Annotated in this window: 16 protein-coding genes; 5 read left to right on the top strand and 11 right to left on the bottom strand. The window is 39.2% G+C overall.

Annotation, left to right across the window (positions count from 1 at the left end):
* Both mobC and AC1DND_RS05530 read left to right on the top strand, forming a co-directional pair.
* On the top strand, positions 1-2,069 hold a 2,069-nt coding region (gene mobC, locus AC1DND_RS05535), incomplete at its 5' end, for a conjugal transfer protein MobC (protein ID WP_477579765.1).
* A gap of 103 nt (positions 2,070-2,172) precedes the next feature.
* Positions 2,173-2,751 carry a super-infection exclusion protein B gene (locus AC1DND_RS05530; protein WP_477579763.1) on the top strand — a complete coding sequence of 193 codons (579 nt, stop codon included), beginning with the start codon at positions 2,173-2,175 and terminating at the stop codon, positions 2,749-2,751.
* Positions 2,752-2,767: 16 nt separating this feature from the next.
* Here the strand turns inward: AC1DND_RS05530 and AC1DND_RS05525 are convergent, their stop codons facing one another.
* From AC1DND_RS05525 to AC1DND_RS05500, 6 genes are all read right to left on the bottom strand, one after another.
* Positions 2,768-3,643: a macro domain-containing protein gene (locus AC1DND_RS05525; RefSeq protein ID WP_477579761.1), complete on the bottom strand. Its 876-nt coding sequence runs from the start codon at positions 3,641-3,643 to the stop codon at positions 2,768-2,770.
* Between the two features lies 1 nt (position 3,644).
* On the bottom strand, positions 3,645-4,145 hold the full coding sequence (locus tag AC1DND_RS05520) for a TIR domain-containing protein (protein WP_477579759.1): 501 nt from the start codon (positions 4,143-4,145) through the stop codon (positions 3,645-3,647).
* 186 nt (positions 4,146-4,331) lie between these two features.
* Positions 4,332-5,336 (bottom strand): hypothetical protein, encoded by a 1,005-nt coding sequence (locus AC1DND_RS05515; protein ID WP_477579758.1) that lies wholly within the window; start codon positions 5,334-5,336, stop codon positions 4,332-4,334.
* A 3-nt stretch (positions 5,337-5,339) separates the two neighbouring features.
* A complete protein-coding gene (locus tag AC1DND_RS05510) occupies positions 5,340-6,281 on the bottom strand; it encodes a tetratricopeptide repeat protein (protein WP_477579756.1) in 942 nt (313 codons plus the stop codon).
* Between the two features lie 55 nt (positions 6,282-6,336).
* Positions 6,337-6,702: a hypothetical protein gene (locus AC1DND_RS05505; protein WP_477579755.1), complete on the bottom strand. Its 366-nt coding sequence runs from the start codon at positions 6,700-6,702 to the stop codon at positions 6,337-6,339.
* A gap of 238 nt (positions 6,703-6,940) precedes the next feature.
* Positions 6,941-7,207 carry a hypothetical protein gene (locus tag AC1DND_RS05500; RefSeq protein WP_477579753.1) on the bottom strand — a complete coding sequence of 89 codons (267 nt, stop codon included), beginning with the start codon at positions 7,205-7,207 and terminating at the stop codon, positions 6,941-6,943.
* 104 nt (positions 7,208-7,311) lie between these two features.
* On the opposite strand from AC1DND_RS05500, the gene AC1DND_RS05495 reads away from it, so the two are divergent.
* Positions 7,312-7,734, top strand: coding sequence for a DNA cytosine methyltransferase (locus AC1DND_RS05495; protein WP_477579752.1), 423 nt, complete (start codon positions 7,312-7,314; stop codon positions 7,732-7,734).
* Here AC1DND_RS05495 and AC1DND_RS05490 read toward each other — a convergent pair.
* Both AC1DND_RS05490 and AC1DND_RS05485 read right to left on the bottom strand, forming a co-directional pair.
* The gene (locus tag AC1DND_RS05490; protein WP_477579750.1) at positions 7,724-8,755 is read right to left on the bottom strand and encodes an O-methyltransferase; all 1,032 of its coding nucleotides are present in this window, start codon (positions 8,753-8,755) and stop codon (positions 7,724-7,726) included. The two genes, AC1DND_RS05495 and AC1DND_RS05490, sit on opposite strands and share 11 nt — an antisense overlap.
* Positions 8,756-8,757: 2 nt before the next feature.
* The gene (locus AC1DND_RS05485; protein WP_477579748.1) at positions 8,758-10,134 is read right to left on the bottom strand and encodes an ATP-binding protein; all 1,377 of its coding nucleotides are present in this window, start codon (positions 10,132-10,134) and stop codon (positions 8,758-8,760) included.
* Positions 10,135-10,333: 199 nt separating this feature from the next.
* Between AC1DND_RS05485 and AC1DND_RS05480 the strand changes: the two genes are divergently transcribed.
* A complete protein-coding gene (locus AC1DND_RS05480; protein ID WP_477579767.1) occupies positions 10,334-10,486 on the top strand; it encodes a hypothetical protein in 153 nt (50 codons plus the stop codon).
* A 230-nt stretch (positions 10,487-10,716) separates the two neighbouring features.
* On the opposite strand, the gene AC1DND_RS05475 is transcribed toward AC1DND_RS05480, so the two are convergent.
* The 3 genes from AC1DND_RS05475 to AC1DND_RS05465 all read right to left on the bottom strand — a co-directional run bounded on the left by AC1DND_RS05475 (position 10,717) and on the right by AC1DND_RS05465 (position 12,977).
* A complete protein-coding gene (locus tag AC1DND_RS05475; RefSeq protein WP_477579747.1) occupies positions 10,717-10,962 on the bottom strand; it encodes a hypothetical protein in 246 nt (81 codons plus the stop codon).
* Between the two features lie 132 nt (positions 10,963-11,094).
* Positions 11,095-12,588 carry an ATP-dependent nuclease gene (locus AC1DND_RS05470; protein WP_477579745.1) on the bottom strand — a complete coding sequence of 498 codons (1,494 nt, stop codon included), beginning with the start codon at positions 12,586-12,588 and terminating at the stop codon, positions 11,095-11,097.
* Positions 12,585-12,977: a hypothetical protein gene (locus AC1DND_RS05465; protein WP_477579743.1), complete on the bottom strand. Its 393-nt coding sequence runs from the start codon at positions 12,975-12,977 to the stop codon at positions 12,585-12,587. The genes AC1DND_RS05470 and AC1DND_RS05465 overlap by 4 nt, the downstream gene beginning before the upstream one ends.
* 278 nt (positions 12,978-13,255) lie before the next feature.
* On the opposite strand from AC1DND_RS05465, the gene AC1DND_RS05460 reads away from it, so the two are divergent.
* Positions 13,256-13,765: class I SAM-dependent methyltransferase (locus AC1DND_RS05460; RefSeq protein WP_477579741.1), on the top strand; the 510-nt coding region annotated here is incomplete at its 3' end.

Below are 13,765 nucleotides of genomic sequence, written 5' to 3'. Positions count from 1 at the left end.
CGCAGGGGCTGCGCAAGATACTGGACATGACCAGGCTGATCAGTTTGGTGATCCTAACTATGCATATTTACATTTATGGTTACCAAGCTTTCAGGGAATGGAACTTAAGCACAATGATCACAGATCGCCTGTTTTTCAATTTTGCAAAACTGGAGATGTTCCGGCATCCGCTGTTGACCAAGGCTGTGGTACTGCTTTTTTTGGGTATCTCACTAATCGGGGCCAAAGGCAAAAAATCAGAGGAGCTGAAGTTAAAGCCCATCCTTTTACAGATTGCTATTGGGTTAATGGTTTATTTTTCAAGTGGGATCTGTTTCCTGTTCCATTTTCCACCGGATGTTTTTGTCTGTCTTTATATGGCGTTTCTTGGTGCAGGATACCTTTTGCTTTTGAAAGGCGGTACTGAACTTTCGAGGTTGATCAAAGACAGGATGCAAAAGGACATATTCAATAGCGAGAACGAAACTTTTCCGCAGGAGGAAAGGCTGCTTGAAAACGAATATTCTTTTAACCTGCCGACAAAATACCACCTAAAGGGAGAGGTGAGGGATGGCTGGATCAACTGTGTGAACCCTTTTCGAAGCATTTTAGTATCGGGCTCTGGTGGTGCGGGTAAAACCTATTTTGTGATCCGCCATATTATTGATCAGCAGATCAAAAAGGGTTTCTGCCTATTTTTATATGATTTTAAGTTCGATGACCTGACCAAGATGGCCTATAATAAGCTGCTGAAGTACCAGCAGAATTATAAGGTCGTCCCTTCATTTTACATCATCAATTTTGAGGATTTAAACCGTACGCATAGGTGTAATCCCTTGGATCCGCAGGCTATGGAGGACATTACCGATGCGACCGAGGCCAGCCGTACGATCATGATGGGCCTGAACCGGGACTGGTTGAAAAAACAAGGGGACTTTTTTGTGGAATCACCGATCAATTTTTTAACGGCTATTATCTGGTATTTACGCAAATACGAAAATGGGAAGTATTGCACTTTGCCCCATGTGATCGAGCTGATGCAGGCGGATTATGATCCGCTGTTTGCGGTATTGCAGCAGCAGGAGGAGATCAAGGTGCTGATCAATCCTTTTATCTCGGCGCTTCAGAACAATGCCCAGGCGCAGCTGGAGGGACAGATTGCCTCGGCCAAGATCGGTCTGGCAAGGTTGGCATCGCCACAGCTGTATTACGTGCTGACAGGAAACGATTTTACGCTGGATATCAATAATCCCGACGAGCCCAAGATTGTATGCATGGGCAACAATCCGCAGAAGATCGATACTTATGGGGCGGTGCTTTCACTGTATGTGAACAGGATGCTGAAACAGATCAATAAAAAAGGGAAAAGCAAATGCAGCCTGATCTTCGATGAATATCCTACGCTGGTGGCCAATCTGATCACCACGATTTCGACGGGCAGGTCGAACCTGATTTCCTGTACGCTGGGCATCCAGAGCATTGAGCAGGTGAAAAAGGAGTATGGTGCGGAACAGGCGGAGATCATCTTGGGGATCTGTGCCAATATCATCAGTGGCCAGGTTTCAGGTGACAGTGCGAAGAAATTCGCGGAGACTTTTGGGAAGATTATGCAGGATCGGCAGAGCATGAGCATCAACAGTTCGGATACTTCTATTTCTAAATCGACACAGATGGATTATGCGGTTCCGGCATCGAAGATTGCGACTTTTTCATCGGGAGAGTTTGCGGGGATTGTGGCTGATAGTCCAAACGAGAAGATCAAACTGAAGATGTTTCATGGGGAGATCCAGAATGATCATGAGGCTATTGCTAGGGAGGAGGCAGGTTATGTGCCGATACCTGTAGTGGCTAATGTTACAGGAATTGATGTGGAGGAGAATTATAAGAGGGTTAAAAAAGAGGTGGCGGGTATTGTCCGCCAGGAACTGAAAAAGATAGGAGAATCGAGCAGGGGAATTTTGCCTCAAGGGGACCAACCTGCGAAGGTGGGAAAAGGGCAGCGTGAGAGAAAGGTAAAGGGGGATAGGCCTGCGGTGAAGTGTAATGGGAGAGATGTTAAAGACGAACCAATTAAGGCTGTTTCGATGTAAAGAGTCGTTCATAAATTACTGTTTATCAAAAAAATGCAAATAATACTTGAAGTCTTGAATCCAATGTTTATATTTGATTGTAACAAATAAGTTACTTTTGATTATGACAGAAATTATCAAATACATTTTTGAGGGTAAGGTTTCTTCTCGGATCTGGATCCTATTGGCAACCTTAAGTGGGTTCTTATTACTAGCATCATCCTTTTATATTAACATTTTAGGATTGGCTTCATTGAAAGTTAGGTATGGAGAATGGTTAGGGATAGTGTTTTTAATTTCGTCTGCTTTTATCTTGATTAGGATATTATACTGGTTCTTTAATAAAATTTCGTTCGAATGGAAGTGGTTTTGGCATAAAAAAAATATACAGAGAAATGTATATTCAATGGATCTTACAGAAAAATATTTATTAAGAGAATTCTATTTGCAAAATAGAGATACACTTGCGCTTCCCTTTATTGATCCTACAGTAGCAAGTTTGATATCAAAAGGCATACTCAGGCAAGTTGGCAACTATGGTGAGAATCATTATGGCTCATTATCCTTTAATTTTTCCATCAGTAAATATGCGAGAAAATATCTTTCCTATGAGTTTTTTAGTCTGTCTGTCGGCAATAGATATAATGAATTCGAATTAGCGGAAATCCGCAATTCCAGACCGCAATATTTACTTGGCAGATAATATTGATCGAGAATCTTTAAGGAAGATAATGTTTTAAAAGATCTTTAACCTCAAAAAGGTTCAACGAAGATTTTGAAACATCACTCGGATGCACAACGATTATTAATTTATTAGAAAAAATCTGATCTTCAGATGCATTAATAAAAGACTGTGCGATGATAGCAATTAATTTTTTCCTACTGGTTGTAAGTCTTCCGAGACCTGATCCTATAGCAGGTATAACGGTATCAATCTGTTCGCCTTTATTTGCAATGAAGTCCCAAAGTCCATCGAGTGATTTTTGAACGTTATTCAGAGTGGTACGGGCATTATTATTAAAATTTAGATCGGACATTGCAAACCAATAAAAGAACTGATCACCCTCTCTAAATTTTACTGTTGTTCCAAAATCATATCTGTGTTTTTTCCCTGACTCTTTATTGACAGATGTATATTCTAAGCCAGAGAGCCCTTCTTCTATTTTTTGATCTAATTGATTGATACGTTCAGAGTAGAATTTTTCAGTAAACTGGCCTTGAAGGCTTCTTGGAGAAATAACCCCATTTGCAATATTTGTATCAAATGTGGTGTTTGTACTTATGACCTTTTGTCCTGCTATATTGAATATATCATCTATATGAACCTCAATTGAAAGGTCCTGCCCTGGATATTTATAAGTTATTTTCTTTACTGGACGTCTAGTGAAAATAACAGTAATCAGGCCAACAAGAATAAGTATGTAGATCCAAAATGCGGGTAATGTGGTTTTATCGACTAAGTGAAATGAATCAGAAATATCCACAATAGTCCATGTTCCGCCCACCACGGCAATGAAGGTTTTTACGGAGTCTACGCTCCATAGCGCATAAAGCCAATAAGATTTTGTTCTAAGGGAACGTAAATGGTAATTCATTTTATAGCCCTAAATTATCGTAAACTGATTGTACGTAATTATACGGCCCAGAATGTCCCTGGCTTAGATGTGATTTATAGGCCGATGGCCAATTTTTGATCGCATAGTCAATAATCTTGTGGCCGAAAGGTACATGAATAACCAGCTCTTCTCTTAATATTGGTGGGCAGAGTACTCGGTTTATCTCCCTTTTCTTATCTAAGTTTACAGCAATAATGGGAATACCCATATTTATCGCTACTTCAATTTCCCACCTTACAAATTTGTAAAGATTTTGCGTACTGTTTCCAATGAGAACAATAAAAACATCACTTGCATTCAATCTCGTTTTTAAACTGCGTTTGATAGTTTCTTCAGAACTGCTATCCCTTGCTTGAGTTAGATCATGAGCATTTACAAAAGTAAAATCAAATTTTTCATTTTCGTGCCAGGCCTGCATTAATCTATAATAATTGATATCGTTGTCGCCGTCAAAACAGGCATAACATGTTCCATTGTACATATTCCTAATTTGTTTAATGTTATAAATATATGAACTACTCTTAATACATATTATTTTTTATTAAAAAAGGGTGTATTTACCCTCAATCGCCATTTATTATATTATGACGGTCGTTTTATTTTGCTATCAATATGATGTTGTTTGATTCTTCTGCCTCTGCATTTGGTTGTGCGGTATTTTACACAACTAATAATTCAAAGACGACAATCTCGTTAAAATGATCCTTAACATTTCTTTTTCGTGATGTGGTATCTTTAGAGTTGGATTTTTTCCTGTTAGTTTATGTATCATAATTCCATCGTTGGTTTCCTGTATCCTGATAATATCTTCCAGCTTAATGATGTGCGCTTTTTCAGCACCATAATGTAACAGTCTTTTTTGGGTGAGGTATATTGGCCCTGAACTGATCAGTTTGGAATATGTTCCGCCATATTTCGAACGCATTGCCCTTTCCTCATACCAGGCAACATTCTCGATATGCAAATGGCAGCTTTCGCTTTTCTGTAGGCTGATCAGTGGGTTGAGCAAGGGTAATGGCGTGTTTTCCAGTGCCCAATAAAGCTTCCCATAATTGAACAGTTGCATGGTCCTGGCATCTGAGTTTGGTGTGATATTTAGGTTCTGACAGAGCAATTTCCATTGCTCTTCGTCCCTTGGGGAAATCCGTTTGGTCTGTATGAGTTTGGTGAAATACTGGGTGACGAAATTGGTACGGATTCTATTGGAAATTTCTGTTATTATCTTTTTTGGAAGTTGTAACTGTTCCTCCAGGCGGTCGAGCTGGGTTCTTTCTTCCTCTGAAAAACGCCCGTCTGCGATAGCCTTTACATAACATTTTTCATAGACTGTTGCACCTATTCCCCAGGTCAAGAAAGATACCTGGCTATCGTCAAGGGCTAGGATCTGTTGGAGGTATTCCAGTTTTTTAYGGTTGCCAAGCTCAAGTTTGAAGTCCTTGATGAGGTTATTGAGCATAACAGCGTAAAACTCTTCCATATTCAGCCTAAATTCTTCCATCAGTATAATTCCGTACCGGTTGCCAATTTCTGCTATCTGCTCTTTGGTAATCATCGCAATGGGCTGGGTAGCCAAAAGGTTATTGACTTCTATGATGGCATTTTCACTTGGCTGTTGCCCAAATATCCTTTGCATCAGGCTCGGGCGGAGAAGGTTTTTCTGTTGGTATACCATGGCTTAATATTTTCTGTATTCTTCGTAAATTGGGGAGTTCCAGTTGCAGACCCCTCCATGCCAGGAGCAGGCACCTCGGCCACTTGCGCCGGATGTTGTACCATCACAACAAAGGGTGATATAACCCGAGATTCTGCGTTTTAAGGGGTTGATTTTGTTGTAAAGTGTTTTGGCTCCGGAATAGTTAAGGTCACGCGATCTGCCAAGATCCGCTACTGCCAATTTTATTTTGCCAAGCTTATAATAACAGTAGGCACGGTCATAAAGCAGTTTCGCGTCTTCGCCATGGTCACCCAGCACTTTGTCAAAATGGCTTAATGCCGATTGGTATTTTTTCCATTTGAGCAGGTCTTCTCCGCGGACAGAGTCCCGGTCGTTTGTCGCTTTTCCAAGTGCAACGGTATCCGCTATGGTCGTGAGAAAGGTGGCCGCCGTAACCAGTGCGGCGTCTGCCTTTTCGGGGTTGTGTTTTTGGGTACTATAGCGGGATAGATATAGATTCAGGCTGTCCAGCCGTTTCCTGTTTTCTTCTTTTTTTATTTCCTGTTTTCTTTTTTCCTTGGCGAGATCGGCGATACGCTGTTTTTCAGCAAGTATATCCATGTGGTGGTAATGGACCAATAAAGGAATTAGTATAATCCCGGCAAGCATGTAGCTGCCCAGCCTGATCCTGTGGGTCAGTGAAAACAGTAGCTTGCGCTCTAGCCAGGATCTTCCGGCGGGAAGGGTGACGATGGCGGCAAAACCCAGAACCAGCGAGATGACTGGATGGGCAATATACACTGCTGCGAAAATGAGCAGCACGATAAAGATGATAATATCGATAATTTCTTTACTGGTTTTTTTTGGCTTTTTATTCGGGTTGTTTTTCTTCGCGTTGAAATAATCGGGCAATACCTTTGCAGGCTGAGGGATAAGGTCCGGGATATATTTATGTTTGGACATGAGCGTGCGTATTTGGGAGGTTAATGTAGTGTTTTTTAATGCTTGTTTATGTCGGTCAACGGCCTTTTATATTGTTGCTGTCCACGATTTGAAACTCATCGACCTTATTGTCAACGTCAAGCTGGACGATAAACCATTTTGCCCGGACAGGTGGGGTATAGTGCTGGATGATGGGGTAGAAAAGTTGCCTGTCCCTGCCATTGTAGTTTTCGGGTTTGCCGAGCAGGGCAATGAGTTCGTCCTTGGTCAGCCCCTTAATTTTCTGATGACTGATAAGATCCTTCAGCATTGTGTCGCGGAAAACATATCCCATGCTGTCTCTTTTAGACCACTTCTGGCTGTCAAATGTTGTTTTTTTGACACTGGTTATGCAGGCGGAAAAAATGCAGAGTAGGAGGATTGGGAAAAGGATTTTTGACATCGGCATTTATATTTTTTCTTCAATTAGACTAAATTAGAAAGTTCATTTTGAATCTAGTTATGGTTAACCGTAAAGCTGCAAAATAAAAGAAGGCCAATGAGCGTGTTTTTCTGCTTGGCTGATCATTTTCCAGCATACTTTCTAAAAGCAGTAATGGTTTGATAAACACCGTATCCGACTAGAATTCTTGCTAGCTGATAAAGTATGTCAGCTTCATCGATTTTCTTTTGGGATGGGTTTATGGTTTTTTTGTCTTTTTTAGTCGCGGCGCAAGACCGATCTGCTTTACCCTTGACATAGGAAATACGTCATAACGTCCGTCTTTCTCATGATAGAAGAAGATAAAGCTCTGTGTTTTTCCTATAAAATAGTTCTCTTGATCTGAAACTAGTTCTCGGTCGTCAAGAACGATTTTAGTGCCAAGGGTGGAGTGGTTATCCAAAATAGAATCGGCTTGGGATTTTGCAAATGCAAAAACCAATCCTAAAGTGAAAATACTCCACATCAATAAAGTCATCAGCAATCTGGAAGTATGACTAGACTTTTCCCGGTCATGTTTAAGGTTTATCTCATTAAGAACGATTACGTAAAAACAATTATCTAAATAAGTTGAATGTTGTCATAACTGATATTGGTGATGAAAAATCTATAGAAAGGCTTTTAAAGAACAATGAAGTATCCGGTTGCTTCGGAACTCGACATTCTGAAGCGATTGCCTTAAGATATCAAACCCTCATACCGGGACAACAAGACAAGATTTCGAAATCCGTTAAACTCAGAGAGGACGGATATTGCCCAACATTAAGAGCTGGAACTGACAGTAGTAAAGGTAGTTATCAAGCAGTTAGGCCGATACATCCGACGCAAGCCCGTGTAATCACCCCGCGGGAAGCGGCGAGACTACAAGGTTTTCCAGATTGGTTTCAGTTTCATGAAACTAAATGGCATAGTTTTAGGCAGATCGGAAACAGCGTATGTCCAATAGCTGCCGAGAAAGTGTTAACGGCCATAAAAGCAACACTTAGTATATAACCTTAGAATAATAAGGAAGGTATTTGTAATATTTATAGTATCCTTCGATAAGCGTGACATGTTCATTCTGGGTCGTTCCGTAAAGGAAGTCCAACGATTTAGCCATGTCCGAAATGTTGGACGCTGGAATTTTCTTATCTATTTCTATTCGTTCCAACACGGTCATAGCTGGTACTGCTATATGATGGGCGTCGATGAATTCTGTACCAATAGGACTGGATTGATAAAACTCCCAGGTTTCGATCTTGGTCTGTTCCATAATTTTACAAAAATCAGTTTGACCGGTTATTAATCCGCAAATCGTTGTCATAGTCTGACCGTCTGCATAAAGAAAGGCCGACAAGTGATTAAAAGTTAAATTTTTGTTGGCTTTAGCCAAACCTCGGTTTATAGCTCTAATCCCCATCGCTCGGACTACACCGGAAAAGTTTTTTAAAATATCTCTATTAGTAATATTTTCAGGAATGTATAATTGATAAGTCGGATCGTTTTTTAAAAATTCCTTAACGCTATTCGCGTCAGTTACCGCACAGCCGACTTGATTAGAATCAATAAAAGAACCGATTTGTGCGTTAAAAGTAAACTTCAATATGTCTAAAGCCGACAGTTTTTCCGCAATTAACTCCAGATCGACAAGCTGTTGTCTCAAATCTTTAGGTGCCGCATAATCTAGCCAAATTATTTGATTAGTGTCACTTTTGAAAGTAAATTCTGTAATGTAATCGGTACTTTTTTTGTTATAGATATTTAAAAAATGATAAGGATTATTAAAGCATTGCCTCGAATATGCGGAGAAGTCTATTTCAATGCAATCCATATCTGTAATACCAAGTTCGATGTGAAATAATTTGAAATCTTCCAAAAATGCGGCACCGAACCCCACGTACTTATATTTTTTCAAGTCGATTTGGGAAGAACCATCTAGTATTTTTAAAAGAGCGATAAATAGGTTCCGCTCGATCGCTTTATGCGGACGAAGATGATACGGAATAGTCGCCCCGGTTATTTTTGCCTTGCTCATAATTAATATTCGATTTGCGAATGGATTTCATCAAAGCACCATCCACCTACCTCCGCCGCAGATGTGCTTTTTCCATCTAAAAAATAAGTCCTGACCGCTTCAACTTTTTCTTTTTCCCGAACGAAACTGATGGTTACAAACAGATTTCGGACCTCTTCATTAGGTTTAGGTAAATTAGGTAATTGAAATTCTGCACTTTCGTCCTTTTTTGTAACAGTTTGTAGTTTAATTAAAGGAGATTTCGTTTGGCCTGGCTTTAATGCGTTAATAGTTTTAGGTGATTCAAATAGTTTGGCCCTTTCTTCACTAGGGGTTTTCCAGTCATTTGTAAACGACGTGAAAAATCTAAGCCCTTCTTTAATTTTATTTTTAACATCGGCATAAATTTCGGAACTGGTATCCAATCCTCTTTTGGTAGTTGTAACCGGTAGACTAATTGGATTGTTTGACCGAAAATGTACTACACCCGCAATGGATATAAATTGTGTGTGGTATTTAGGAACGGGGGACTCGCCCCATCCGGTTAAAAAGGTTTTATCACAATACAAAACTACTCGGTCATTACAGATAACGGTAATACCTGCATTTTCACTTTGCGATTTTGCATAACTGCCATCCAACTCTTTATCTATTTCATCCTCACTCGCCGGTGGCCTGTAAAAACCGATAATAATTTCGACGTCGACGTCCTTAATTTTTGTAGCATAAACATAAGGCCTTATGGCTTTCTGCATCGCATCAGCCGGTTCTGTAGTTATAATATTAAGCTCCAAAGGTTCGATTTTCGTTCCATTTAACTTGATAACGAAACCCTGCTGAACGATATAACCATAATGCTGCTTTAGGGCAATGGTTAAATCTCTTAAAAAACCGCTTTTATCTTTAAATTGTTGGCTGATGTTCGTATGAAGGCTTGTAATTTTAACGGAAGTTCCTTCCTCGGACAAAATGCCGTCCAAGTGCAGTTTATTTAAAAGCGTATAATCAAAGTGCCAGTCCGGATTTGATGACCAAAATTTAGGGATACTGACCTTGAAAATATCGTCTTTATCAAAAGACACGACATCTGCCTCCATTCCGATTTTAAATATCGCGCGTTTCATACCTATGCCATACATTCCAAGGGTTTCAAGATTATCATCATCGTGATATTCTTCCGATCTCCCCATTTTGAACGCGTAGTTTTTTGCGATTTCTAAAGGAATACCACCGCAATTGTCCTTTAAAATGAATTCATTTTCATTGATAGTGATTTCTCCATAGTAACCGCTATAACTGTCTTCAACTGCCTTTTTCTTATTTTGTCGATGCACTCCGTCAATGCAATTATCAAGTAAGTCCATAATTGCATCCATCAAGGCAATATCTCTTGTTAACATCGCTACGAAAAATCTTTTTGTAGGTTGGGCGGAAACAGTCCCCGTTGTAGATTTAGTTTGTGTTTTTTTTTTTTTGCATGGCTCGTGATAATTCCACCAATATATTATTTATTAAGTAAGATTGCCAATATTATCGTAACTCAAATTAGTTTACAAATGTTGGGTAACTTTTTATGGTCAAATATTATCATGAAAGTGACTGATATTTTTCAAAAAAAGGAGCGAAATTATGCGTAGTATAAAAGGCGAAAATGCTATGCCTAGGTTAGCTGTTAGAAAATCTTTGTTTCGATTAGATTATAGATATAGTTTGCACCGAAAAAATTTACCCGGTACACCAGACATTGTTTAAAACAATATAAAATTCTCATATGGTTCATGGATGTTTTTAGCACGGTCACGATAATTGCAAGAGATCTGGTTTACTAAAAACTGAAATTGATTTCTGATATATCAAAATTGAGACTAATAAAAACGGAACCTGCGCCTATGCCAAGCAATCTTTCATACTTTTTAGTCTTCCAAAAAAGATAAGACGTCGCCATCATCCCTAATATACCACGACACAAATTTCCTATGATGTTATAAAAGTCGCTGTTCAAAAAACGTGGAGTATAACAGTGCTGCCATTCTTGTTTTTTCCATCCCTGAATATTGGTTGTAAAGTTCAATGTACATCTGCATGGCCTCAAACCATTCATGTAGATTAGCCTGTAGTTGGGGAGATCCGATGCTCTTGTAATTGAGCAAAGTCATCACAAATTCAAATTCATTTTGAGCCTTAGCCTCATTAAAATGGTTTTGAAGGTCATCGATAGCGTTTCCCATAAATAAATATATACCAAATTTAAAGTTGAATTACCTGTTCGTGCAATTGTACTGTAAGCCACCAGATCGAAAAGAGCAAATTGTCTTCAACGTTGTAGGTCCATACAAAAAGCAGTAATTAAATATCTTTTTCTATACTAAATTTTTGCTGTCAATGAAGTCCAATAGTTCCGTAACTAGCTTGGGTATTACTAAGCTTTCCTTTAAATCGGACCAGGTAAACTTTTTCTCCAGGATAGATTTATATATATACTCGGCAAGACTTTTTTTATAGTCTCCCCTCAATGTACCTCCTTGGCCCTCAGAAGTGAACTTTCTAAAACGTTTCTTTCCGTAGGAAAATTTGTCTGTAAAATAAGCACCTAACTTCAATGAGTCATCTCGAGAAATAAAACATGAGTTCACCTCTTGCTCTTTACAACCAATCTCATCAATCAACCATTTTTTTAAGATGTGATTAGGTATGAGGTTTTCAATTTCCGGAAGTTCAGTATTGAAATATTTAAAGTTCTTCTTTTTTATTGCCTTGTAGAATTCGTGTTTGAGTTCTTGGTTAAAATCGGAATCGGCCAGCAGAAATACATTTGAATTGACAAAAAAAGATTTGATTTCCCGCATTACTAACTGATCGCCAGGATCGATGGAACTATCCATGAAGTCATAATGGATTAGATTGGAACCTGCATATTCGATAAAAGTAAAGTTCATTCCCTCAATTGGGGCGACCCTTGCATTTTCTTCCCAACTACAATAAGCATACATAAAAGCTCGAAGATACAATCTGTCTGTAACGCCTTCTACCCAGATGGTGCAGTTGCTGACCAGTACTGAGGTGTTGAAAACGCCGAGCATTTCAAGGGTAGCATATTCATTGCCTGCAAATGATCTAATCGAGGAAGAGGTCTCGTCATTACGGCTGAAAACTAATATCTCGGTATCCGCAGTACTCAGAAGGGTTTCAGATAGTATATGGTTTGAATGGGTATTGATAAAATACCGATGGTTCTTTTTCGCAATTGCGGTGTTTTCCGAAATCGCTTTAATGAAAATGTTTTGAAAACCCGGATGAAGATTGTTTTCAGGTTCGTCTATGAAAATCCACGAATTGTCAGGCGCGGTAAAAATTGGAAACAACAAATTGATCACTGCCTGAACGCCATCGCCAAGATCATAAATGGCAACATCGTCCATCTCACCTGCAATAGAGAGGCGAATATGTTTATCGCTATTACCCTTGTTTTTCTGAGCAACAATATCAACTTCTCTGCCCTGAAAGAAAACCTCGCTAATAAAAGACTCAAATTCAGTGAAGTCCTGTCGGCCTTTTTTTGATCCATTTCGTGCTAGCTCGATCTTGTCATATAAATCAAGACCGGTTTCAATACTGAGGGAACGCACGTCTGCGAGACTATGCTGCTTGATTAAAGTTGATTTGAAAACATCTCCACTGACTCCTTCAAGCATTCTTGAAGATCTAAGAACAGGAATATAAACCATAGCCTTTCGAAAAGGCTCAAAACTTAGCGTATTTAGTTTAGTTAAATATGCATTTAATTTTCTGAAAATTTCAAGCTTAAGGTCAACGTGCTCGACCCAATCTCCCTCTGAGGTATTAGGCAGGGTCAACCTAATGTTGGATGTCCCAAGTGTAACGAATTATTTGGTGAGCTGTGGACAGAAAAGTAATTATTCAGGTCCTGTGAAGTCTGGCTTTCATCAATCGATCCGCTAAAACCCACCATAATAATATGTTCATTGATACTTTTTGCAGAAACCGCAACAAGTGGCTTAAAGATTTCTAGACTTTCCAAATAATCTTGATTGAGATCAAAATCACCCTCTAATAAAAGTTTTGATTCACGTTTGATAATATTCCGTAAAAACCGACTTTTCCGACTGTTATTAGCTCCGATAATGATGTTTACATCCTTAAGTTGATTTAAAAAGATAGCAGGTCGACCATTCTGTACGAACTCTGATTTGTTTATTGTATCCTGTAGACGAAGAAAATTCATGTATATTGAGAGATTAAATTCTGTGCACAATTTAGATTATTTTCGCCTAAATTATCTGATTTTTCAATAGGTGCTCGTTTTTTTGAGGTTGTAGATTTAAATACAATTGATCAACTATGTTTAACACCGACTGAGCAATTCCGGTTGGTGATAAGGAAATACGCCAAGGTGTTTCAGTAACTTAATAAATAGGCTTGGGAATCTTTGCTCTTTTCCGGAAAACTAACTAAGCCGCTAAAGTAAATAGAACAAGGGCGATGCGTTAATTATAAGACAAGATGCTAACGCCGTCATTTGGCAGGGGCAATGATTTTCATCCCGGGCAATTTGTGATTATCTTTGCCCCAGAAATGAAAAGCGAGCATATACGGGAAACCTTCGGAAATATTGATATTTATTTATTCGACCAGTTACTAAAAGGCACTTATGATGGGTGCAAAACTGTTTTGGATGCTGGATGTGGAACAGGAAGGAACCTGCTTTACTTTTTAAGAAGTGGTGCGCAGGTTTATGGGGTAGATCAAAATCCTGAAGCAATAGCACAGCTTAAAAATCTGGCCAGTGCCTTTCCCCATATCAATCCCGAAGAAAGCTTCAGCATAGCGCCTGTGGAACAATTACCATTTGAAAATGAAAGTTTTGATCTGGTCGTTAGTTCTGCTGTGCTCCACTTTGCGGAAAACCAGGAACATTTTGAAGCGATGTTAAGCGCTATGTGGCGCGTACTTAAACCCGGTGGATATTTCTTCTGTCGCCTGGCCTCAGAAATCGGTATTGAATCGCTGGTC

Source organism: Pedobacter sp. 01N416 (assembly GCF_056399685.1).
This window is presented reverse-complemented; position numbering and strand designations above follow the sequence as displayed.